The organism is Bradyrhizobium sp. (assembly GCF_049519115.1).
Classification (GTDB): Bacteria; Pseudomonadota; Alphaproteobacteria; order Rhizobiales; family Xanthobacteraceae; genus Bradyrhizobium.
Genome location: NZ_JBEKRB010000006.1, coordinates 117,218 through 140,197, shown reverse-complemented (window position 1 = coordinate 140,197; position 22,980 = coordinate 117,218). Strand labels below are relative to the sequence as shown.

Annotated in this window: 19 protein-coding genes and 5 pseudogenes; 8 read left to right on the top strand and 16 right to left on the bottom strand. The window is 59.0% G+C overall.

Features of this window, described 5'->3' with window-relative positions; translation table 11 throughout:
• Positions 1-19: 19 nt before the first annotated feature.
• A pseudogene (locus ABSE61_RS07385) lies at positions 20-139 on the top strand (histidine kinase); the annotation flags it as partial.
• A gap of 198 nt (positions 140-337) precedes the next feature.
• Here ABSE61_RS07385 and ABSE61_RS07380 read toward each other — a convergent pair.
• Positions 338-919, bottom strand: a pseudogene (locus ABSE61_RS07380) (ATP-binding protein); the annotation flags it as partial.
• Between the two features lie 660 nt (positions 920-1,579).
• On the opposite strand from ABSE61_RS07380, the gene ABSE61_RS07375 reads away from it, so the two are divergent.
• From ABSE61_RS07375 to ABSE61_RS07360, 4 genes and pseudogenes are all read left to right on the top strand, one after another.
• Entirely contained in the window at positions 1,580-1,834 is a 255-nt protein-coding gene (locus ABSE61_RS07375; RefSeq protein ID WP_315837614.1) for a type II toxin-antitoxin system prevent-host-death family antitoxin, read from the top strand.
• A gap of 9 nt (positions 1,835-1,843) precedes the next feature.
• A complete protein-coding gene (locus ABSE61_RS07370) occupies positions 1,844-2,269 on the top strand; it encodes a hypothetical protein (protein WP_423870427.1) in 426 nt (141 codons plus the stop codon).
• Positions 2,270-2,297: 28 nt separating this feature from the next.
• A complete protein-coding gene (locus ABSE61_RS07365) occupies positions 2,298-4,001 on the top strand; it encodes a recombinase family protein (protein WP_423870426.1) in 1,704 nt (567 codons plus the stop codon).
• 806 nt (positions 4,002-4,807) lie between these two features.
• A pseudogene (locus ABSE61_RS07360) lies at positions 4,808-5,008 on the top strand (IS110 family transposase); the annotation flags it as partial.
• Positions 5,009-5,050: 42 nt separating this feature from the next.
• Here ABSE61_RS07360 and ABSE61_RS07355 read toward each other — a convergent pair.
• From ABSE61_RS07355 to ABSE61_RS07320, 8 genes and pseudogenes are all read right to left on the bottom strand, one after another.
• A complete protein-coding gene (locus ABSE61_RS07355) occupies positions 5,051-6,259 on the bottom strand; it encodes a sensor histidine kinase (RefSeq protein ID WP_423870425.1) in 1,209 nt (402 codons plus the stop codon).
• Positions 6,260-6,433: 174 nt separating this feature from the next.
• On the bottom strand, positions 6,434-8,053 hold the full coding sequence (locus tag ABSE61_RS07350) for an ATP-binding protein (RefSeq protein WP_423870424.1): 1,620 nt from the start codon (positions 8,051-8,053) through the stop codon (positions 6,434-6,436).
• A 205-nt stretch (positions 8,054-8,258) separates the two neighbouring features.
• On the bottom strand, positions 8,259-8,453 hold the full coding sequence (locus ABSE61_RS07345; protein WP_423870423.1) for a hypothetical protein: 195 nt from the start codon (positions 8,451-8,453) through the stop codon (positions 8,259-8,261).
• A gap of 411 nt (positions 8,454-8,864) precedes the next feature.
• A complete protein-coding gene (locus tag ABSE61_RS07340) occupies positions 8,865-9,092 on the bottom strand; it encodes a hypothetical protein (RefSeq protein WP_423870422.1) in 228 nt (75 codons plus the stop codon).
• Positions 9,093-9,111: 19 nt separating this feature from the next.
• Entirely contained in the window at positions 9,112-9,429 is a 318-nt protein-coding gene (locus tag ABSE61_RS07335; protein ID WP_423870421.1) for a hypothetical protein, read from the bottom strand.
• A gap of 102 nt (positions 9,430-9,531) precedes the next feature.
• Positions 9,532-9,987: a small heat shock protein HspD gene (gene hspD, locus ABSE61_RS07330; RefSeq protein WP_423870420.1), complete on the bottom strand. Its 456-nt coding sequence runs from the start codon at positions 9,985-9,987 to the stop codon at positions 9,532-9,534.
• A 307-nt stretch (positions 9,988-10,294) separates the two neighbouring features.
• Positions 10,295-10,681, bottom strand: a pseudogene (locus ABSE61_RS07325) (DUF932 domain-containing protein); the annotation flags it as partial.
• Positions 10,682-11,342: 661 nt separating this feature from the next.
• Positions 11,343-11,456 (bottom strand): annotated as a pseudogene (locus ABSE61_RS07320) (antibiotic biosynthesis monooxygenase); the annotation flags it as partial.
• A gap of 1,067 nt (positions 11,457-12,523) precedes the next feature.
• On the opposite strand from ABSE61_RS07320, the gene ABSE61_RS07315 reads away from it, so the two are divergent.
• The 3 genes from ABSE61_RS07315 (at position 12,524) to ABSE61_RS07305 (ending at position 13,800) form a co-directional block, all read left to right on the top strand.
• Positions 12,524-12,814: a type II toxin-antitoxin system RelE/ParE family toxin gene (locus ABSE61_RS07315; RefSeq protein ID WP_423870419.1), complete on the top strand. Its 291-nt coding sequence runs from the start codon at positions 12,524-12,526 to the stop codon at positions 12,812-12,814.
• Positions 12,815-12,825: 11 nt separating this feature from the next.
• Positions 12,826-13,128: an addiction module antidote protein gene (locus ABSE61_RS07310; RefSeq protein WP_423870418.1), complete on the top strand. Its 303-nt coding sequence runs from the start codon at positions 12,826-12,828 to the stop codon at positions 13,126-13,128.
• Positions 13,129-13,578: 450 nt separating this feature from the next.
• Positions 13,579-13,800 (top strand): helix-turn-helix domain-containing protein, encoded by a 222-nt coding sequence (locus tag ABSE61_RS07305; RefSeq protein WP_423870417.1) that lies wholly within the window; start codon positions 13,579-13,581, stop codon positions 13,798-13,800.
• A 723-nt stretch (positions 13,801-14,523) separates the two neighbouring features.
• Here ABSE61_RS07305 and ABSE61_RS07300 read toward each other — a convergent pair.
• From ABSE61_RS07300 to ABSE61_RS07270, 7 genes are all read right to left on the bottom strand, one after another.
• A complete protein-coding gene (locus ABSE61_RS07300; RefSeq protein ID WP_325016638.1) occupies positions 14,524-15,204 on the bottom strand; it encodes a response regulator transcription factor in 681 nt (226 codons plus the stop codon).
• A gap of 288 nt (positions 15,205-15,492) precedes the next feature.
• Entirely contained in the window at positions 15,493-17,085 is a 1,593-nt protein-coding gene (locus tag ABSE61_RS07295; RefSeq protein WP_423870416.1) for a Do family serine endopeptidase, read from the bottom strand.
• A gap of 176 nt (positions 17,086-17,261) precedes the next feature.
• A complete protein-coding gene (locus ABSE61_RS07290) occupies positions 17,262-17,750 on the bottom strand; it encodes a cytochrome c-type biogenesis protein (RefSeq protein WP_423870444.1) in 489 nt (162 codons plus the stop codon).
• A gap of 5 nt (positions 17,751-17,755) precedes the next feature.
• Positions 17,756-19,741 carry a heme lyase CcmF/NrfE family subunit gene (locus ABSE61_RS07285; protein WP_423870415.1) on the bottom strand — a complete coding sequence of 662 codons (1,986 nt, stop codon included), beginning with the start codon at positions 19,739-19,741 and terminating at the stop codon, positions 17,756-17,758.
• Positions 19,738-20,241, bottom strand: a complete 504-nt coding sequence (gene ccmE / locus ABSE61_RS07280; RefSeq protein WP_423870414.1) for a cytochrome c maturation protein CcmE — start codon at positions 20,239-20,241, stop codon at positions 19,738-19,740. Before ccmE ends, ABSE61_RS07285 begins: the two co-directional genes overlap by 4 nt.
• Positions 20,242-20,284: 43 nt before the next feature.
• The gene (gene ccmI / locus ABSE61_RS07275; protein ID WP_423870413.1) at positions 20,285-21,388 is read right to left on the bottom strand and encodes a c-type cytochrome biogenesis protein CcmI; all 1,104 of its coding nucleotides are present in this window, start codon (positions 21,386-21,388) and stop codon (positions 20,285-20,287) included.
• 194 nt (positions 21,389-21,582) lie between these two features.
• On the bottom strand, positions 21,583-22,977 hold the full coding sequence (locus ABSE61_RS07270) for a hypothetical protein (RefSeq protein ID WP_423870412.1): 1,395 nt from the start codon (positions 22,975-22,977) through the stop codon (positions 21,583-21,585).
• Between the last annotated feature and the right edge of the window lie 3 nt (positions 22,978-22,980).

Genomic DNA, 22,980 nt, shown 5'->3' with positions numbered 1-22,980 from the left:
GCAACTCCATCAGTGTCCTGCGCATGCTCTTGATCCTTTCTTTACGACAAAAGCAGTCGGCAAGGGCACTGGACTCGGGCTCTCCCAGGTTTATGGGTTCGTCAAACAATCCGGCGGGTATGTCAGGATCAAGGCTGATACCGACAGGGAATGTCGACGTGGCTTCAAAAGGAGAAATCAACCTTGCAAGGCTTCGGGTGATCTCGTTGATCCTGTCCTTTCGCCGCCACTCCGACAGATCACGCAGGCCCAGCACTGACACACGGGTGCCCTTAAACTTCTTAGCATTTGGGAGTTCGTCGACAAAGACGGGTATCTCATCGATTGTTCGCGCGGACTCGCAGTCCGCCCATCGAAACTGAGCTGTTGCTAGTGGCGAGGTCGAAGCAGTGGCGGTTTCTATACGAAGAATGTCACCCAGCTTCATTGACCCGAGGCGGCCTAGTCCCTTGTCGCCCAGGGGCGTCCGCCCCTTGGCTGTTTTCGCCTTTTGACTTCCGCGTTCGCCGCGCTTGCTCGATCGGCTAATTACCAACCATGAATCTTGAAGTTGGGCCGGGGTCAGACCATCGCCATTGTCTTCGATGGTGATACGACCGGTGTAGCTGAGTCGCCGCTTAATAAGCTGATCGTCCTCAACGACGCTCGCGGGCGGTAGGGGGCGCTCGTCAACATCCAACAGAGCAACTTCGACGGTTTCCGACGACTTGCCGAATGGTCTCAGCTTTGCGGCGGTGCCGGATTCGATTTGAACGCCGACTTCACGGGTGTCGATGTCTATTCGACAGCCTGGCGAATCCGCATCATAGGAATTCTTGACGCATTCAAGGATTGCCTGTTCGACATCGGTAACTAATTCACTGCCCAGTTGTACAAGGACGTGGGCGCCGACCCTGAGTTCGACCTTGGAATTATCCATCAACCGATTCCAACAACCATCGTTGTCTCCATACTGATTGTCGTCAAACTAGCGTGTGAAATCGGCCTTTGCGATCTGCGGCAATGGAGAAGTTCACTGAAATGGTCTGCGGGATCGGAACAAGGGAGATCAAATATCATCACTCTTCATACCTTGGTGGCCAACCGTTACGCAATTCCGTCTCGTCCAGTCTCCCAGCAAACCGCAATCATGATTTTCGTGGTCATTCTGCGGTGGATTGCATCGGCCGTCCGATTTCCACGCCATAGCTGTCCAATCCCGCACGCACGTTGGATCCCCCTTTCCCGCATCAGCCGCGTCCGTTTCCATGTCGAAAGTCCGATTTGGCCAGAGGCATGAGAATATGGCGGCAAAGAACGAAAGGGCTCAAATCGAGCTGTTCGCTGCCGCGGCACCGGAAGGACCAGACCCGACGGTCAGCGCTCGGTTCGACAAGGCGACCCTGGCGCCTAGCCCACCTGATTGGCCGCCAGATGGCCCGCGAGGAGTTCGAGCGGCGACACCAACGCCAAAAGACGAAGGGAGCAGCTGATATTAAGAAGCGGGGATAGTCGCCATGACAAACGACAGAAGTTGACGCGAGTCCACATCATACGTATAATGCGGACATAATCAACTACCCTAGCCGGAAAACCCGTCATGGTCCAAACTAGTGCCTTGGAATTCCAACGCAAATTCGGCGAGTTTCAGCACCAGGCTCAGCGAGAGCCCGTAGAGATTACTCGCCACGGCCGGCGGGAGTTCGTGCTGATGTCGGCCGAACACTATGACTGGCTAACGGCGGCCGCCAAGCGCACCTACCGAACGGTCGATGCGACCCAGGTGGTGATCGACGCTGTTGAACGGGCCGAGATGGACCCTGAACATGCCACGCTCAACGAACTGCTCAAGTGAGCCGGCCAAGTGGCCTTTCCTGAGCCTAAGCCGGGCTTCGTCGTTCGCTATGATTATCTTTGGACCCATGAAGCGGCAGCGGGACGTGATCAAGGAAAGGACCGTCCTGCCTGTCTCGTCGCCGCGAGCGACAGCCAGACAAGGCCACGTTTTGTGGTCCTGTTGCCGATCACCCATACACCGCCCGATGGCGATACGATCGGGATTGAGATTCCGGCAAAGGTCAAACAGGCAATCGGTCTCGACGATGCGCGGAGCTGGGTCATCGTATCCGAGCACAACATCGACGAATGGCCGAACGCCGGTCTTTCACCGGTACCCGGAAAGCCGGGCGTGTTCGGTTATGGCTTTATTCCGCCCGGCCTGTTCGCGCAGATCAAGGCCAGGTTCCTCGAACTGGCTCAACAGAACAAGAGCGGTGCGGTGCGCCGTTGATTGCGTAGGGATGTAAGGGAAGGCTCCGATGACCCGCGTTGCCCTCTATGCCCGCTATTCCTCCGACAATCAGCGCGATGCGTCGATCGAAGACCAATTGCGCATCTGTCGAGAAAAGGCGGAGCGCGAGAATTGGACAATCGTCAGCACTTACAAGGATGCGGGAATTTCCGGAGCCAGCATGATTTTGCGGCCGGGCATCCAGACGCTCTTGCAGGATGCTCAGCGCCAACAATTCGACGTCGTGTTGGCGGAAGCGCGAGATCGCATCAGTCGCGATCAGGCGGATGTCGCAACGCTATTCAAGCATCTCCGCTTTGCAGGTGTGCCGATCATCACGCTCGCCGAGGGCGAAATCAGCGAGTTGCACGTTGGGCTCAAGGGCACCATGAACGCCCTATTCCTGAAGGACCTTGCAGCGAAAACGCATCGCGGCCTGCGTGGTCGCGTCGAGGACGGCAAGTCCGGCGGTGGCCTCTGCTACGGCTACCGCGTCGTCAAAAAGCTAGATGAGCGTGGCGATCTAATCCGCGGCGATCGCGAGATCGATGAAGCGCAGGCAATTGTTGCGCGTCGCATTTTTAGGGATTTTGCGTCTGGCATCAGCCCGCGCGCGATCGCCAGAGCGCTAAATGCTGAGGGTATCGTCGGCCCCGATGGCAATTTATGGAATGACTCGACGATCCGCGGACACGTAAAGCGCGGCACCGGCCTCATCAACAATGAGCTGTATGTCGGCCGGCTGGTCTGGAACCGGCAGCGTTACATTAAAGACCCGAGCACTGGAAGGCGGGTGTCGCGCATGAACGCGGAAACAGAGTGGATCGTCGCCGAGGTTCCGGAACTGAGGATTATCGACGATGAACTCTGGCAGGCGGTAAAAGCGCGTCAGAGCGAAATTGCCGACAAGTATGTCAATGTCACCGAGGCTATACGGGAGGCGCAATCGAACCGACTGAACGGCTTGCGCCGGCCGAAGGCGCTGTTTTCCGGGTTGATTCATTGCGGCGTTTGCGGTGGTCCGTGCTCACTGCGCGGCCAGGACCGTTATGCTTGTTCGGCCCGTGTTACCAATGGCTCCTGCGCGAACACCCGCACGATCACACGGAGTGACCTTGAGCAGCGCGTACTTGCCGGGCTCAAGGATCGGATGATGGCGCCGGAGATGGCCGCCGAGGCGATGCGCGCTTTCGCCGAGGAAACGAACCGGCTCAACCGCGAACGCCGCGCCAGCGGCGAAGGCCACCGCTCGGAGTTGGCGAAGATCCACCGCACCTTAAAGCAAATGCTGAGTGCGATTGAAGACGGCGGACACACCCGCGGCATGACCGAACGTATGCGCGAATTGGAGGCCCGCGAGGACGTGCTCAAGGGACTTCTGGCCCAGGAACCAACGGATTTTCCGGACGTCCATCCGAACGTGTCGGGTATCTATCGGAAGAAGGTCGAGCGGCTGACGGAAGCGCTCAACACCCCCGAGGATCGCAATGAGGCGGCGGAAGCGATCCGGGCGCTGGTTGAGAAGATTACGCTCCGCCCTGGTCCAAACCGCGGCGAAATCGACGCCACCCTACACGGCGAATTGGGCACGATCCTCGGATGGATCGAAGCACAAGCCGTTGGAAAGGCTCGGAAACGCGAAACTCCCGCAGCTTTCGCTACGGGAGTGTCGGTATCGGTGGTTGCGGGGACACGCAACCATCTCAAATTGCTATTCGAAGCAGCTGCTTGAGCAACCTCCTTGTGCTGACAGATGGTATTCAGCTTGGATGTTGTATCCCTGCAATTGCCGTTCGCCGCGGACGTATCTCATCATTTCGAGAGACAGCTTCGCGTCCCGTCGAAAGACTTTCGTCTGCGTCATAGAGGCCCATGTGCAAATAATATCAGCCGCACGATTAAGAGCGGGTTAGATTCCGGCTACGTATTTCTACGGCCTTGTTGGCCCGCGCATTGTTCTCTGATCGAGCGCAATACGTCTGTCATCGGTTGTTTGGGAGCTCACCATCAAACAGCTTGCCGGTTTGCCTATTCATGAAATGGATGCGGGAGCAGGCAAAGCACGGGACGGCCTCATAGCCATTATCATGCTCGCACTCCAGCCTGTGCTGGACGTTCTCGCCGGTTACCGGGCAGGTGAATATGAGGTTTTTTGCGCGACCGGTCATCGGCAGCCAATATCACGACGCGGCAAGTCGGTCGCTTCCGGTTGGATACGTAAGTTATAGCCCGTAAAACGGATGTACGGTAGCGGGCTAATTAGGGCACTTCGGATTCCTACTTAGGACACCGGGGGTTAAATACGGACAGTACCGCCAACCGCATGAGAACGGATTGGCAAGCCAAGAACGCTTGCCAAACTCACTAGATGCCTGCCCGAATGTCCCTTCGGGGTCATTTGCGAAAATCGAGAAGCACTCCGCCCTTGTCTGTTCTGACCCCGAAAGCAGATGAGGTGGATGGCTCCCGCTCACGGCATCCAGGTGCCAAGGTGTGAACGCCGTCAGGCGTTCACGAGCAAAATGGGAGCCATCCGCTATGCAGATTACCACGATCGGCCTCGACTTGGCCAAGAGCGTTTTTCAAGTCCACGGCATTAATGCGACCGGTCAGGTTGTGGTTCGCAAGTCGCTTCGTCGGTCGCAGATGCTGCCATTTTTTACGAAGTTGCCTCCTTGCCTGGTCGGCATCGAGGCGTGCAGCACGTCGCACCACTGGGCGCGCGAGCTTATCAAGCTGTTGAGCCGAGGGTTGATCTGTGCAGGTGCGAGGGATCCGCCGTCACACCTCGTTGGCCTCCAATGGTACATCAAGCTGGACGGTTACGCCGTTTGGCGTGTTGGAGGCCACTGCAATGCGCCCATTGAGTTGAGCGAGCAGGCTCTTGATCACCTTGAAGCCCAGGCTCGCCCGTGGCTGATCGATATCGAAATCCTTCGGAAGACCGATTCCCAGGTCCGACACCTCCACATGCAGGTCGGCCCCGCGCCTTTCGCCAGACACCATGATTTCGCCGGCCCCATCGGGGTAGGCATGCTTGGAGGAGTTCGTCACAAGCTCGTTGATCAGAAGTCCGAGCGGAATTGCCTTGTCGGCCGAAATCATCAAATGACCAAAGGTGCAGCTTACGTTGTGCGCAACCGTCTCCTGCAGCTTTTTGCAAAGCTCGCCCGCGAAGTCGGCGATGTCAACGAACCCGATCCTGGTGCTGCGCCATAAATGGTCGTGGACCTGGGCAATCGTGGTAATGCGTGAAGCGGCATCCTTGAGGGCGTTGCGGACATCCTCCGACTGCGCGCTACGGCTCTGCACGCGCAGCAGCCCCACGACCGATGCGAGGCTGTTCTTGACGCGATGACTCATCTCTCGTGTCAGCATGGCCTGATGGTCGAGGGCTTCCTGGAGATCGGCATCGGCATGTTGGCGCTCGATGGCGATGCCAAGCAGTCCGGCGAAGCCGGCAAGGAAGTCGGCATCCGCAACATCGAATTGGCCGGACTCAGGACTGTCGACTTCGAGCACGCCGAACGGCAGATGGCCGTCACCGCCGCGGGCGATCAGGACGTTGATGGCGCGCCTGATGCCGTGATCCGAGAGGAGCTTGGGCGTTCGAAATCGCGTTTCCTCCTGAAGGTGGTTGGAAATGACCATTTGTCCGGTCTGGAAAGCGTAGCCGGCAGGAGACTCCAGGTCGACGCCGAGCGACACTTGGCCGATCGTCCCTGGTCCCCAACCGATGCCGGCACGCACCAGCAGGCGTTTGTCGTCAGGCATATACTCCAGGACTTTGGAAAACCTGGTTTCGAGGCCTTGGGCGCAAAGCTCGGTGGCACGCTGCAGGATTTGTGCGATGTCGCGGGTCTGCAACGCCGAGCGGCCGAACTCGCCCAGCAACGACTGTTGCCGCAGGCGGTACGGAAGCTCTTCCCGGGTGACATCAGTCGCCACGGTCGGGGCCGATATCGACTCCTTCCCAGGAGGGGCGGGCATGGAATTGGTCCGTTTAATAGGGGTCACGGCAGAGGCCGCCCGGAAACGTTAGCACGGCCCCGCCGGGATGGCAGAGATTTCGCTGAAAGGCCGGTGAGTGACCTATGGCCGGAGTTGGGCTCGGCGCGTCCGTTTTCTCAGATCCTGGGTCGCAACGTATTAAGCTATGTCTTGCTATGGGGGCTGGCGCCCGGCCGAGCCACTTAGCAATGAGTAAATCCTCCCGGCTAGATCTCTTTGAGAGACTGGCTTTTGCAACATCGAAATCCCTGCATCCAAGCGCCCATCATGCACGATCGCATCCCGCGAATAGCCGGTCATAAACAGGACCTTGAGTTCGGGGTTCAGTCGAACGAGTTCTTCGCTGAGAATACGCCCGTTCTTGCCGGGCATCACCACGTCGGTCAGCAAAAGGTCGACGGTTCGCCCTAAGCGGTTGAACACCTCGTCGGCCTCGATTGCATCGCGAGCTTCAATGACCTGATAGTTCAGCTCCGTCAGTGTCTCAACTACGTATCGGCGGACTTGTTCATCGTCCTCCACGACAAGGATGGTTTCACCTGCTCCCGTCGGAACGCCTGCTGTGTCAGGAGCAACAACTTGCGCAGTTAATGGCAACCGGGTTAGAGGCAAATAGATTTTGACCGACGTGCCTTGACCGACGTTGCTATCGATTGCCGCAAATCCTCCCGACTGCTTTGCAAATCCATACACCTGACTGAGACCTAATCCGGTACCCTGCCCGGGCTCCTTTGTCGAAAAGAACGGCTCAAACGCCCGCTGAAGGGTCGTCTGGTCCATTCCCACGCCGGTGTCGCTGACGCTTATCATAACGTAAGGTCCGGGAGCGACATCCGCATTTTGTTTCGCGTATTGTTCATCGATATAAGAATTTCTCGTTTCGATGGTCAGCTTGCCACCGTCCGGCATTGCATCCCGTGCGTTCACGACAAGGTTGAGGAGTGCTGCCTCCAACTGGTTGGGATCGGTCTCTGTGTTCCAAAGTCCTTGTCCGCCTACGATTTCGAGCTCAATCGTTTCGCCTAACGTCCGCTGGAAGAAATCAGACATTCCAGAGATCAGCTGATCCGGGTTCACAACTTTCGGATCGAATGGTTGTTTTCGCGCAAATGCGAGAAGACGGTTCGTCAGGGTGGCAGCGCGCTGGGCTCCATTGTAGGCACGTTCAACTGCTCGTCCGATCCGCTCGCGAGAGCTTTCATTCCATTTGTCCAGCGCTCGTTGCGCCATTTCCAAATTGCCGGCGATAACCGTGAGCAGATTGTTGAAGTCGTGCGCGACGCCGCCGGTCAGTTGACCGATGGCTTCCAACTTCTGCGCGTGGCCGAGCATGGCCTCGGCCTCCTGCCGCTGCCGTGCTTCGGCCTCAAGCATTGAGTGGGCCAGTCTGAGTTGCCCGGGCGATGGAATGGCCAGCAGCTTGGGTATGAGTAGCCAGAGCAGACCTGCTGTAGTCAAAGAAGCGATCGCCGTAACCGCCTTCGCGAGACCTTCGACGCCGTAGGCTGGAACCCAAAGCGTGTAGATGGAAAAAAGGTGAGTGACGCCGCAGGCCATGATGAAGATAGCGAAAGCCCAGAAGATCCAGCCAAATTCCACGTCTCGTCGATTAAAAACGAAATAGGCCAGTGCGAACGGGATCGAAAAATAGGAGAGAGCGATGATCGCGTCCGAGACAACATGGACTACCAAAAGTTCCGGTTCCCACAACAGGCAAATGCCGTGAGGTGAGAACATGGTCGTGTCGAAAAATAACTTCAAATGGGCCCACATGCTCATCCCCCCATCTGCTTCATGCAGACCAATTTTGTGCGTGTTTGGACGGAAGCCAAATTAGCAAGGTTTCGATAGGGTTCCGCCTCTGGACGATCGCCGGGGCGCCGACCTATGGTCTGTCGTCACCTCGACAAAGGTAATTTCGCTGCCGAACGATTCAGCCATGAAATCTATTCCAAGATCAGCCCCAATATGTCACGCCTTACTTCGAAGGATGCAATGGCGAGGTTAGCCATTTGCTCATGTGGGAGCCCGTTTCGGCCTGCCGAGCCTTGCGAAGCAGCCTATCCCGTACTGCACCAGGTGGAAGTGATCTGGCATCAGCGCGTAGGCGCTTCGATTCCGCGAAAAGTCTTTCCTCAAGCGATTGAGTCTGTTTGAAACGGCGACGCTGCATGAACAACTTCGTTCCTACGGATACTAACCGTCTGCTGTTGCTGACTTGAAATGCCCTCACTCGTCGGCCTGTCCGGTAGCGGACTCAAATCCAAGATCAGTCGATCACACCGATTGCGGTGGTTATGGGCAGTAAGCCTACAGGGCGGATGGACGACCAATCGAGCGGTGCGTAATCAGCCCTGTCGTAAGCCGGGACGTTCGATACGGTGCTGACAGCAGCAGCAGAAAGAGCGCCCTTTCGGCCCTGTATCTGGCAGCAGACCGAGTGCTTTCTAAACCGCGCATGACGATACTGCCTTCGCTTGTGCATATGCACCACCGCCATGTCGTTCGACGGCCTTTCCTCACGACCATGTCGAAAGTCGCATATTGGCTCGACATCGCCACCACGGAGCTGCGAGCCAGCAGATCACGCCACCGCTTCGGCTGTTGCGTTCCCATGCATCGCCCGCTTCGGCATCTGGAACGTGAGGGGGAACGTGGAGCCAGCAAGACTTTCCATCGCGCACCGCTCCTCCGACAGCCGCTTTTCGATGAACTGGCGCTCGCAGTCCGTCAGTTGGGTCTTGGGCAGGCGGCGGTAGCGGGCGATGTTGTTACGGTGCGTTCGCAAACGCGCAAGCTTTTCGTCGATCATTGTTCAACCTCTTGACGGTTCATGCTGCCAAGCCAACCCGGGCGGCCGATTTCGTGCGGGCAGGTTTGCCACCCGGTGGCTCTTTCGGTCCATGGTCTAGAACCGACAGCGCCTCAAGGACCTCGTCTATCGTCACCGTGCGGTGTGAGCCCGGCAGCTCCCTCAATGCCGGGTTGGACAGCACGGCAGCAGCATCTGACGCCCAGGATGCAAGGATCGCTCGTTTCTCGCCGGGTGATATCGTCTGGTCCGCCAAGACGTCGCGCGGATGGTCGAAGACAGAATCGGGATGCAGAATTGCGTTCAGATCAAAAACGTTGTCGGCATGTTCGATCATGGATTCCTCCTTTCCGATACCGCTGTTGTTTTTGGGTCGATTCGACAGGGATTGCATCCCCGCCCTTACTCGAGCGGGAATGCATTCCTCTTCGAAGTTAAACTAGGCGGCCTTGCCCTCGAGCTGATGCACGTTGCTGGCGGGCGCGCCATTGATGGCGATGCGCCGCGGCTTCATCGCCTCGGGGATTTCCCGGACCAGCTCGATTTTCAGCAAACCATTCTCGAAAGCGGCACCCTTTACCTGCACGTAATCGGAGAGGTTGAATTGTCGCTTGAAGGGCCGGGCCGAAATACCCCGATAGAGATATTCGCGCTCGGCCTTATCGGCCTTGCTGCCCTCGATCGTGACCACGTTCTGCTCGGCGGTCACCGAGATTTCGTCGGGCGAAAAGCCGGCAACCGCGAGCGAAATCTGGTAGCGGTCCTCAGCCAGCCGTTCGATGTTGTAGGGGGGATAGTTGTCCTCGCCGGCACGCTGTGCGGTTTCAACGAGGTCGAAGAGGCGGTCGAAACCAATGGTCGAACGCCAAAGGGGAGAGAAGTCGTAAGTGCGCATAGCCAGATCCTCCAAAGAGCAAAATGGGTACGAGCGGCACCGGACACGACCGGTGCCCGTCTCAAGTCCCTGACCCATAAGGCATCAGGGACGCCACCTCTCGATGGCGACGGGAAAATAAAAAAGACCGGTTTTGGTTTCAAGGGGGGCCGCTAAAAATTTTCAGGACCTACCGCCCTGACCTCAAAGGAAAGTTAACAGGAAATTTCGGGACCATGGGCTCGGCCAGTTGATGGGCACTCTGGTTCTGACTGGCGAAAGCCCTTCGCACGTCTACGTCAAGCCGGTCCAAACGTCAGCGGCGCGCCGGGCCGGTGACCGCCCGCAATTCAACGCGTCCGTCCTCGACCTCAAGGCTCTTGATCAATTCGGCGCGTTGCGAGGTCAGCCCCTATTGAAGATTGATGGCAGCGAGTGGCGCCGGGAGCTGACGCAAATAGGTGGACGGCGCGCCAATCATCGTTGTGAGCTGACCGAAGCTCCAGTGGGTTGGCACGAGCGGAGCCTCCTCGCCCGGCAATAGCCGCTCCGCGTCATCGCGGTTGGCCTCAACTCGGATCGCCGCGCTCTCGACAGTCCGGGTCCTGCTTCGCTCGGCGCGGCCGCGCACCGCGGCCCGAGAGAATTTCAGACATTTCCTGAGGAGTGAAAGCGCTTCGGGCGCCGACCCGGACCATTCCACCGAAAATCGCAAACAGGTTCTGAACGCGGTGGCTCATTTCTCCGGCGAGCTCTACGTGGCCGCCAGTGGCCGCCTTGGTCCACCCGCCAAGAACACGGCGGCAGGGAAAAATGACCGGATAAATTGTCCTATTGTCTTCAACAACGGCCAAACGGGGCGGCCCGTCAATCTTCATCCATGTCACAGCGCAAGCCTAGGCCAGCGCTCGACCCGAGATGTTGATCATTATCAAACTGAGGCGGCCTTACTTCATCTCTAGTTCGTTATCGTCCGATAGCTGAGAAGCCCGATTGGCTAGGGCGTGCCATTCAATTGCAATTTCTGCCCAACCTACCTTCAGGACTGGCTCAATCGCGTCTCTGGCGGCCTTCTCGCATGCCAACGCCTTCAATCGATATTTTTCAGAGAGGTTCACGAGCTCTGCTCCGCTTGGTGGGAGCACAACACTCTCAGTCACCGATAGCTACCAAGAGGGGGGCGGTGATGTTCATCATATGGCTATGGAGTTTCCTTAAAAATAGGCCACTGCCAAAATCAAATTAGGCGTCAACCCGAAAAAGGCCAGCATCCCCTACAATCGCGACCAACACCGAAGGTGATGCATGCTCGCGATCATCAACGCCGCCGAGGACAGGCAACGATTATCGAGAGTGGTCCATTGGCGCCGAGCTTTTCAGGCCTTGCCGCGTCCCACCGTCTGGCGAACCTCGAAACCCTCAAACTGAGGGTGATCTAAATACAGAGGCTTGTTGTCGCCTGCCCGACTATGCGCTGCCCGGAACACCTCTGTGGTGTTACTTCGGAGCCATGTCGCATCAAAGCGTGAAGGCTGCTTCGCGCAATCGCCCTAGATGTGGAGTGGAAAACCGTCTCGGCGCTACAGCCTATCGCGTACCGAGCCCTACGTTGTCGGCGTGCCACCATTAAGAAGGTTAGCAACGGCAGTGCTACGGCGATTTCGAAACCGCCTTCCTTAAGGGTGTCTTCAAGGAGGCTCTGCACTAGTTCGTCGTCCTCGACGACGAGAATGATCGGCAATTCCAAAGCGGTCCTCCCGGTCCCCACCGGGGATGTCACAAAAATCGCACAAGGGCTCAGATTCGGGAGGGCGTTTTGTCGCTCCGGTGTAACGGCAGTCGCCCAAAAAGGATTTGATGATGGTCCCTACAGACCAGGACGATCCGTTCCAGCCCGGACCCACTAGCCCGTCGGCGCGTGACCGACGAAACGAACTCGCCGCACAATTTATCCCGTCCGGTTCGCGCGTGCTGGATCTCTCCTCTCACGACGTATCACTCCAGCGTGCCACCCGGATGTGATTATCAGCGCTGCGATCCGGCCGTGTACAACGCGCAACCGATCGACGATGACTTCCAGAAGTGTAGATTGGCAACCGATCCCGCTAACAACGCTGACATCATCGCAGTGCTCGGCGTGTTGGAATATATGACGGACGCAGAGACGTTTTCGCACGTCTGCGATCGAGCAACCGGGATATCGTCCTGAGCTATTGCCCGACCGACTTGTCTGATCCCATAGACAGAAAGTCATCCGGATGGGTGACGCATTTTAGCTTTTTAGATCTCGCGGAGCTATTTGATCGCCACGGTTTTCGCATTGCGGCCACGATTCCAATCAACTCGTTGCAAATACTGATGCGCCTGACGAGAATCGACCAGCACAGTTTGATAAATCCGTGCAGTGTCGCCATGATGGCGGTCATGGCGAAACTCCAGTGTCAGAAATATACCTAATCGGAAGGCTACAATTTTTTGATCCGGGCCGCTGGTTTGCTCGGAACTAGCCTATCCACTAACCGTTGACATTGGCATTCTGTATCCTATAGGATACAGAATGTACGAGGTCCAAAAAACCGATGAATTCGATAGCTGCCTTTCTGGCCTCAAGGATCAAAAAGCCCTTGCGAAGATCGCCTCACGGATTGAGCGACTTGGAATGGGCAATCCGGGGAACGTCGAACCAGTTGGCGAAGGCATTAGCGAGATGAAGATCGATTATGGTCCAGGATATCGCGTTTACTACAAACGTACCGGCAAGACGACTACGCTGATTTTGTGCGGCGGCGATAAATCAACTCAAGACAAAGACATTAAGCGAGCCAAAGAAATAGCAGCGCAGCTCTAAAAGGAAAGAAAATGGTAAAAGTTTCAAAATTTGACGCAGCCGATTATCTCAAAACTCCTGTCGCGATCGCGGCCTATCTTACTGAAGCTTTTGAGACGAACGATTCTGCTTACATTTGCACTGCGTTCGATACAGTCGCACGCGCAAAGGGAATGAGTGACGTGGCAAAGGCTACCGGTTTGTCTCGCGAGAGCCTTTATAAGACCTTCAAAGAAACGGCGAAACCAGAGTTCGACACCGTTCGAAAGGTCATGAGCTCTTTCGGTGTAAAGCTAGTTGCTGAGCCAATTGAAGAAGAGAAAAAGGTGGCTTGAACACGCAGCGCCCCCTTTTTGGGCTGCACCGTGCCTGGCTTGCCGGCGCCTTTTCGGCGTTCAACGGCTGCTAATTTCCGGGCGAACCATTTACGATACCAATAGCTGATCAACTTCACAGTGGTGCGGGGCTTCACCCCGGGCTCCATAAAATTCGTCGCAGCTATTGCCCTGAGTTGAACGAAGAAATTTAGAAGCGGCAACCTCTCCTTTCATTCGCTTTGGTATCCAATTGTACCATGCATTTTTGAAAGCCATTTTGCTTCGGCAAGATCCATTGCATCGTGTGAGGGATAGTCACGTTTTCCAATGCGCCCTGTATTTGCGGCTGTACCAAGCTACGCCAAGGAGGCGTGTGAGGTTGTCGCCTGTGCCGGGATCGCAGGTCGAGGACAACGGTGGCGAGACTAACGACACCGTCGTGGCCGCAAACGAGATGGGGCTTATGTGATGAACAAGTTCGGGCAGAAAGGAACGGTACCGCTCTCGGAACGGCTCTCGGTGTCGTCTGAGGAGGCGAGCGCCCTCACCGGGATCGGCCTGACCGCCATTCGCGAGGCGATCAGCAGCGGTAATCTCAAGGCCAAGAAGCACGGGAGGCGTACGATCGTCCTACCGGAAGATTTGAGAGTATGGCTCAAAATGCTGCCGGACGCTCCGCAAGCAGATTGAAGAAAGCCCCGCTCAGGCGGGGGTGCGAGGCGCGGCGGCGCGGGGGGCTGACCGAAGATCAGTAGTAGGACGCGCAAAAATTTCCGGAACCAGGGGCTGAAATTGTAGCCGTGCGATTGTCGAGGATATTTTCATTTTTGTTTTCACCTTCCTCACTTGGTGTTCTGCACGAGCGCCGCGTGTCACGGCAGACGGCCTGGCTTCCTGGCTTGTAAGGAGCAATATCAATTAACGCGTCGAAAGGCTGGCTCACTCATCGGCCGGATTCGAAATAGCGGATGGGGAGCGCGCGGGGATTAGCTGCGCAGACGGCGTGACCATTTCGGTCAACGCTGGCGACGCTCATCGATACGGCGGCATCTCGGAGATCGTCATCGCCTCACAGCGGCCGCTGTTGTCGGTGGTGAGTTCGGTCATACTCGGCTTGCTCTTCTGTTGGGATGCCTGCCCCCGCGTTGCGCGGATTAGCGGGCAGCGTCAAGGACCAAGCAGTACAAACGCGGCGCCCCGCCCGTGAGTTGGCCCGATGCCGGTGGCAAACCGTAGCCGGGGATTTGACGGGCGGCGTGCGGGATCGCGCTCGTCGGTCGTCAGGCGCCAAACCATAGGCAAATCACAGCGCTTACCACTTGCCGTCACGGAACTTTTGGGGGAAGCGAAACTGGTAAAAAATCGGTAAGACGGAACAGACGCGAATCGCGAAAGTCCGTTATATAAAGGCTTTCAACGTATCCCGTCACGGATCATGTATCCCGCGCCGCGAATGGTATGAAGCAACGGCCGCTCAAACCCTTTATCGATCTTGGAGCGCAGCCGTGAAATATGCACGTCGATGACATTGGTCTGCGGATCGAAGTGATAGTCCCAGACGTTTTCCAGAAGCATGGTCCGCGTCACCACTTGGCCCGCGTGCTTCATCAAATATTCCAGAAGCCGGAACTCGCGCGGTTGCAGCGTCAGTTCTTCCTTGCCGCGCATCACCCGGTGCGAGAGGCGGTCGAGTTCGAGGTCACCGACGCGGTAGGTGGTGTCTTCCGCCGGCCCGCCACGGCGGCGCGACAGCACCTCGATCCGCGCCAAAAGTTCGGCAAACGAATACGGTTTGGGCAGATAGTCGTCGCCGCCGGCCCGCAAGCCCTTGATGCGGTCGTCGACTTGTCCGAGCGCCGAAAGAATCAGGACCGGCGTGCGGTTGCCTTTTTCGCGCAGTGCGCCGATCAGGGACAGGCCGTCGCGTTTGGGGAGCATGCGATCGACCACGAGCACGTCGTAGTCGCCGCCTTCGGCGAGCGCCAGCCCCTCCTCGCCATCGCCTGCCAGATCGGCGACATATCCGACTTCACGGAACGCCTTGACCAGATAGTCGGCGGATTCGCGGTCGTCTTCGATAATCAAAAGTCGCATCTGGGTTTCGGTTGCGAGCGCGGTCACGTGAGAATTTCCATCACCATGGCGCGACCGGGGCCCTCATGCAAGGCGATCGGACGCGCCCTTTTGAGCCCATTAAAGTTAAAAAAAGCGGGCGGTGAAGCTGGGGGGACTTCACCGCCCTTTAACCTTCCGACGGAGGGGGGCGTTTTCCACCGGAAGGTAGTCACGGGAGCGGGTTCGTGACCCGCCCCCAAGGAAAGCAACGTCGGCGGGGGGCGATAATGCCGACGCTACCCTCCATTTCGTCACGCACCTGACGCTTTAGCCTTTGGCAAGCGGGATCGCGACAAAGCGCGAAGACCCGCCGCTCTTGACCCGCATCAGGACGCTATTCTTGTTGTCGTTACGCGCCGCTGTAATCGCCTCGCGCACGTCTCCGACATTGGCAACACTCTTTCCGGCGACTTCGAGAATAACGTCGCCTTCCTTGAACCCGCGTTCGGCAGCCGCGCTCTTCGGATCGACGTCGGTGACCACCACGCCTTCCTTGCCGGCACCGGCAACGCTATTGGCCGGCGCCAGAGTCAAGCCAAGCCGGGGCACATCGGTTCCACGGCTCGCACCGCCCTTTTCGCCATTATCGGTATCGGCCTTGGCTTCGAGCGTGTTGGGCAATTGACCGAGATTAAGGCTGACCACCTTGTCTTGGCCCTTGTGCAGCACGTTGAGCTTGACGGCGGCGCCGGGCGACAGGCTGCCAATGGTGCGGGCGAGTTCGCGCGCATCCTTGACCGTTTCGCCGTTCACCGCGGTGATCACGTCGCCGGATTCGATACCGGCCTTGGCCGCCGGACCATTCGCCTGCGGTTCCGCGACCAGCGCGCCTTCCGCTTTCTTCAGACCGAGGCTGTCGGCGATATCGGGAGTGACCGGCTGAATCTGGACACCGATCCAGCCCCGGCTCACCGAGCCCTTGTCCTTGAGCTGGGCAATGACGCTTCTCACGGTCGAAGCCGGGATCGAGAACGCAATGCCGACGCTACCGCCGGACGGCGAGTAGATCGCGGTATTGACGCCCATCACTTCGCCTTCGGTATTGAAGGCCGGACCACCCGAGTTGCCCTTGTTCACGGGCGCGTCGATCTGGATGAAATCGTCATAGGGGCCGTTACCGATGTCGCGGCCAGAGGCCGAAACGATACCGGCGGTCACCGTGCCGCCCAGCCCGAAGGGATTGCCGACCGCGAGCACCCAATCGCCGATCCGCGGCTTGCCGTCGGATAATTTGGCGAACGGGAAGTTCGAGCCGCCCTCGACCTTGATCAGCGCAAGATCGGTCCGGGCGTCGGTTCCAATCACCTTGGCGCTGAAGGTCTTGCCGTCGTCGGTCGTCACTTCGACCTTATCGGCACCATCCACCACATGATTGTTGGTCACGGCAAAGCCGTCAGCCGAGATGAAGAAGCCGGAACCCTGGCCCGTCACCGCGCCGCGGCCGCGCGGAACGGCACGCAAGCCCGGCGGCAGGTCCCCTCCGCCGAAGCGACGGAAGAAGCGTTCCATCGGCGATCCCGGCTGGAACGGTGAGGCGTCGTCGTTGTTGTCGCCGCTGTCGTTCTTGGCGACCTTCTCGTTGATATTGACCTTCACCGAAATCACGGACGGTTTGACGCGCTCGACGATGTCGGCAAAGCCGATCGGCTGAGCGACCTTGCGGACCTCGTTATTGACCTGCGCATGGGCGCTGGTGGTGAAGATATCGACGGGGCCGGCCGACGGGCCGAAGCCGTAAACCGCGACACCAAGGCCGGCTACGACCGACGCCATGAGCGCGAACTTGCGTGCCGACAACAATGAGCGGCGCGGGGTCCGATAGGACGGGAGTGAGGAAAGATCGATGGGGCGGTCGGTCATAAAAGCTTCTCCAGAGCCTGAATTAGAAATGGTGCGGGGGGCGTGCACCGGCAGACCCCGAACATGGGGATTTCAGCCTTACAACGCGCTGGCGAAGGAGTTAAACTTTGGTAATGAACCCGCTATGGAATGCGGCGGATTATCGCAGGCACAAATTTACGCCTGCACTTGCCGCGTTATTTTTCGGCAATCCGTTCGGCCGCGATCAATTGGTTGATTCGCGCCTCTTCGTCGGGCGTCAAACTCAACTGCGCGTCGTCCTGCTCGCCGCCTGATCGAGCGCGACGGCGGCCATGCGCCCACAGCGCAATACCGCCAACCCCTAATGCCAATGGCGTCAAGAACCAGAGCAACCAGGTGTGCGAGTTGAGCCTCGGCTTCAGCAATACGAACTCGCCGTAGCGCGCCACCAGAAAATCGATCACCTGGGCATCGCTGTCGCCGGCAGCGATCCGCTCGCGAACGATTAACCGCAGGTCTCGAGCCAGCGGCGCCTCGGAATCGTCGATCGACTGGTTCTGACACACCATGCAGCGCAACTCGCGCGACAAATCCCGCGCCCGCGCCTCCTTGACCGGATCCGACATGATCTCGTCCGGCTGCACGGCATGGGCTGCTGTCGCCATCGCGGCAACAAACGCCAATGCGAGAACAGCCCGTTTCAAAGACATCACTCCGCCGCCTGCAATCCGCGCATGGATTTCGCAGGTTTTGGCGCACCCACGCGCAGGCGCCGATCCGACAGCGACAACAGGCCGCCGAATGCCATGAGCACCGGACCAAACCAGATGAAGAGCACGAGAGGCTTGTGATAGATCCGCACCGCGATCGAACCGTCGGTCGCGATATCGCCCAGCGAGATGTAAAGCTGGCTCGCGCCCCGCGACAGCAAAGCGGCTTCGGTCGTGGAGGCGCCGCTGCGGGTGGTGAAATTGCGCTTTGACGGCGACATGGTGTCAATCACGCGACCGTCGACCAGGACGCTGAAGTTCGCGGCCATTTCGCGGTAGTTCGACCCCTGATGTGGTGTCAGGCTTTCGAGCTTGAGGCCGTAGCCGGCGATGTTGGTGACATCGCCTGGCTTCATCGACCTGATATTTTCGCTATTCCACGACGTCTCGCAGACGATACCGATCAGCGCGATCCCGACGCCGGCGTGGGCGAACATGGTGCCCCAGGCCGAGCGCGGCAGCCCGCGCGCGCGCCGTAGAGCGAGGCCGAGCGGCAGCCGGAACAAGCCGATGCGCTCGGCGGTATCGATCACGGCGCCCACGATCACAAACAGCGCAAGGCCGATCGCGAGCGGCGCGAAGGTGCTGCCGCCAACCGTCCAGGCCCATACCACCGCCATCACAAACAGTGCCGCGATGCCGGGCACGATCAGACGCTGGGCGGCGCCAAGCAAGTCGCCGCGTTTCCAGGCCAGCAAAGGTCCAAAGGGCACAGCGACCAACAACGGAACGAACAGCGGCCCGAAGGTGAGATTGAAGAACGGCGCGCCGACCGAAATCTTGTCCCCTGTCATCACTTCCAGCGCCAAGGGATAAAGCGTTCCGACAAAAACCGTCGCACACGCCGTCGTCAGCAGCAGGTTATTGAGAACCAGCGCGCCTTCCCGCGAGATCGGTGCGAACAGACCGCCCTGCTTGAGGGAGGACGCGCGGAAAGCATAGAGCGTGAGGCTTCCGCCGATAAAGATGCACAGGATCAGCAGGATGAATACGCCGCGCCGGGGATCATTGGCGAACGCATGGACCGAGGTAAGGACGCCCGAGCGCACCAGGAAAGTACCGAGCAACGACAGCGAGAAAGCCAGGATCGACAGCAGGATGGTCCAGACCTTGAGCGCGTTGCGCTTCTCCATCACGACCAGCGAATGCAACAACGCGGTGCCGGCGAGCCATGGCATCAGCGAGGCATTCTCCACCGGATCCCAGAACCACCACCCGCCCCAGCCGAGTTCGTAATAGGCCCAGTAAGACCCCATCGCGATGCCGAGCGTCAGGAATATCCAGGCGACCAGCGTCCACGGCCGCACCCAGCGCGCCCAGGCCGCGTCGATCCGGCCTTCGATCAGCGCCGCGATCGCAAAGGAAAACGAAATCGAGAAGCCGACATAACCGAGATAGAGCATCGGCGGATGCACGGCGAGACCGATATCCTGCAACACCGGATTGAGATCCTGACCCTCGATCGGCGGGTTGGCGATGCGAAGGAACGGATTGGAGGTCATCAGGATGAAGAGGTAGAAGGCGCTGGCGATCCAGGCCTGCACCGCCAGCGCATGCGCGCGAAGCGATATCGGCAGGTTGTTGCCGAAGATTGCAACCAGGCCGCCGAACAACGCCAGGATCGACACCCAGAGCAGCATCGAGCCTTCGTGGTTACCCCACACGCCGGTGATCTTGTAGATCAACGGCTTCATCGAGTGCGAATTCTCGACGACGTTGACGACGGAAAAATCCGAGGAAACATGTAGCGCGATCAGCGCCGCAAACGATGCGGCCACAAAGATCAGCTGCGCCACCGCCGTCGAGCGCGCGACATTCATCAGCGAAAAATCGCGCCAGCGCGCCCCAAGAATCGGCACGGTCGATTGAATCAGCGCGAGCGCAAAGGCCAGCACCAGCGCATAATGTCCACATTCGGCAATCACCGCACGGCTCCCTGCTCGCCTTGCGCCGCACGGGCGGCCGTATTGCCGCCTTTGGACGCCGCGCCGTATTCTTCTTTCCAGAGCCCCTGCTTCTTCAGGGCATCGGCAACGTCCTTGGGCATGTAGTTCTCGTCATGCTTGGCAAGCACGGTGTCGGCCTTGAACACGCCCGAAGCATCAAGCGCGCCTTCCGCGACGATGCCCTGCCCTTCCCGAAAAAGGTCAGGCAAAATTCCCTGGTAGGAAACCGGCAAGGCTGCGCTGCCGTCACCGACCTCGAACCTGACCATCAGATTGTCACCGCGTACGAGCGATCCAGGCTGCACCAGGCCGCCGAGCCGAAACCGTTCGCCCGGTTGAATATGCTTCTCCGCAACCATTTTCGGCGTCGAAAAAAACACGATCGAATCGCGCATTGCATTGAGCACCAGCGCCGCGGCCACCGCGAGCACAAAGAGTGAGCCGCCGATCACAGTCAAGCGCCGCTGCTTGCGCGTCATTGATTGCCTCTTTTGCGTCGCCGCGCCATTCCGCTCATCTTACTCATCCGTCGAGTCCGAGATTTTTCAGGCCATCGTTGAGTTGCTGCAAACGCCCGGGATCCTTGGCAAGCGCTTGCCGGGCATCGGACGAGGCCGCTTTGGCTTTGTCAGCGTCACCCATGACCATATAGGCTCTGACGAGCCGCAGCCATCCCTCGACGTCGTCGCCGTTCTGGTGCAACCGGGTTGCGAGACGCTCAACCATGCTACGGATCATGGCGCTGCGATCGGTCTCGCTCATGTCTTTCGCCGCCGTCATCGCGTCATTCGACAGCGCAGGCGCCGGTGTTCCGCCGACCCTGACCAGCGCAGATTGAATCAACGGACGCCACGGCGCGTCCGGTGGCGCCTTCGCCAGCATCGCCCGCCAAATCTCGGCCGCTTCCGCAGCATGGCCATCCTGCTCGGCCGCCAGTCCCAGAAAATAATTTGCCTTCACCTCGTCGGCGTTGAGCGCGACCGCGCGCTCGAACTCGGTCTTGGCTTCGCCGGTAACGATGCCGCCCGCCGCAGCCACCAAGGCTTCGCCGAGATCGGCCCGCCGGGTCGCGTTTTCGCCGTTATAGGTGATTGAATTCCGGAAGGCGTGGACCGCATCGTCCATGCGCCCCAATCTTGCGAGCACTGGCGCCAGAATGGTCCAGCCCCGGCCATCTGTAGGCTCAGCCTCGAGATGCTGTTCGACTTGTGCGACGAGCTTGTCGAGCGATTGCGTCGCAGCGGGAGTCCGGCTGCGCTGTGCCAGCGGAGAATCGGGCAGTTCAGGCGAGCCTAGCGGGTAATAAAGCCCGACTGTGACGAGCGGCAATCCGATGAGAGCGATAACGGCCGCCACTCGACGCAACTTGACGTTCGATCTTGAGGTGGTCTCTGGCTGATTGTCGACCGCTGCCAGCAGCCTGCGGCTGATCTCGACGCGCGCGGCCGCGGCTTCCGGCGGGTTGATGAGACCCGTGGCGACATCGCGGTCGATTTCAGTGAGTTGGTCCCGATAGACGGCGGCTTCGTTGCCGTCCCGCGGCGGGTGACCGGCGCGACTGAGCGGCCAGAGCACGGCAAAGATCGCCGCGGCCGTCATCAGCGCGAACACAAGCCACAGCATCATCGAATGGGTTCCGGTGGAACGGCGCGAACCAGCACAGCGCCTTGCGGTCGCTTTACACCATAGGCGTAAAGAGTGAGCAATTGACAATTATCAATTTGATGAGCCAAACGTAAAACATTGAGATACTTCACGAAAATTCGTTCTCAAAACCTTCTAATGTGAGGCTTTGTAAGGGCAATCCGCCCCGGACCGGCTCAGCCAGTCCGCGACGATTTGCGCTCGCCCGTGAGAGCGTTTTCGGCGGCCCTGCTCATCAGCGACGCATAATCGGCGCCGAACAGCACGTCACAAAAACGGATGGCTGCAGCCACCTGCGTCTGGCGATAGGCCCGCGCTTTGCCTTCGCTGCCGCGGAGCGATTGCACCAACGCTTCGGTCGATTGCTCGACATAGTGCTGGAGATCGGAATAGGTCCGCATCGTGACTTCGTTGATCGCCAACTCGCCGGCATAGGTGCGGCAGACCGCGACGAACTCGATCAGCGCGATGGTTTCGTCGACATCGCCCGAGTTGATCTGGGGCGCGGCCGCAACGTCCTTGTCGGCGCGCTGGCGCAAGATCCGTCTGACGCGGCCGGGAACGCTGTCGATTTCCGATTGCAGCGCGCTCGAAATATCCGCGCGGATCGATGCCAGTTGCCTGCCCCAGGCTGAATCGTTGCGCAGGTCGAGTTCGGTTCGCAACCCGCGTACGCCGTCGTGAAGGGTTTTCAAGTGCTCGGTGACTTCGCCGAAGCGGCCGCGCTTGATATCGACCCGCAGGGTTGCCGCCAGACAATACAAATCATGCAAGGCAATGGTGACGGCGACGCCGTAGGGCGTCGAGGCGACGCGCATCTCGTCGTCGGAAGCAGCCATCCGTATCGCCAGACGAATGATCTGCCACGGCGCCGCTAGTCGCTGCATCACCAGCGACAGCGCGAACGACAGCAATTGCGGCGTCTGCAAGGCGGGAACATTGAGCGCGGCAATCACCGCGTCGATCTGCGTCTCGTTGAAGACACGCATGTAGCTGGGAACGCGGCTGTTGAACGTGTCGACCGCTTCGCGCACCTGCAACAGGGCGGCAATCGATGGCAGGTCTTCGATCACGTCAGGCGGACCAATGCGGGCCAGTGCGCGGCGGTCGTCGGATGCCACGATGGCCAGCAACCCCTCGGCCGTGGCCAGCTGAAGTTTCCGCGCGGCGGCCTCGATCTCGGGCGAGCTGCCGCTCTCCGGACCGCGGGAGAGTGCTGTTTCAAATTGGCGGGCCAGGTCCGGCGCGGCCTCGCGAGCCAGCCACTGCCAGACCGGCAACAGGGAGGCACGGCGAATCTGGCCTTCGCGAACCGCGACATTGCCTTCGACCAGAAACGGTTCCAGCGGGCGGAACAGCGACCGGGTCGGGTTGTCCGTGCGCGGCCGCGCTTCGTCATCGGCATCGGCGCCGCGCACAATCTTGCGCAGTTGTTCAAGCACAAAGGTGGCGATCGTGGTCTCCTCGCCGCGATCGATGGCGCGCTCGAACTCCCGCATCAGCAGCGCCTGCGACCGGGGCGGCAGCTGGGCGAGATAGTCTCTCAGCCGTTCGGTTGGTGTCTGGCTCATACG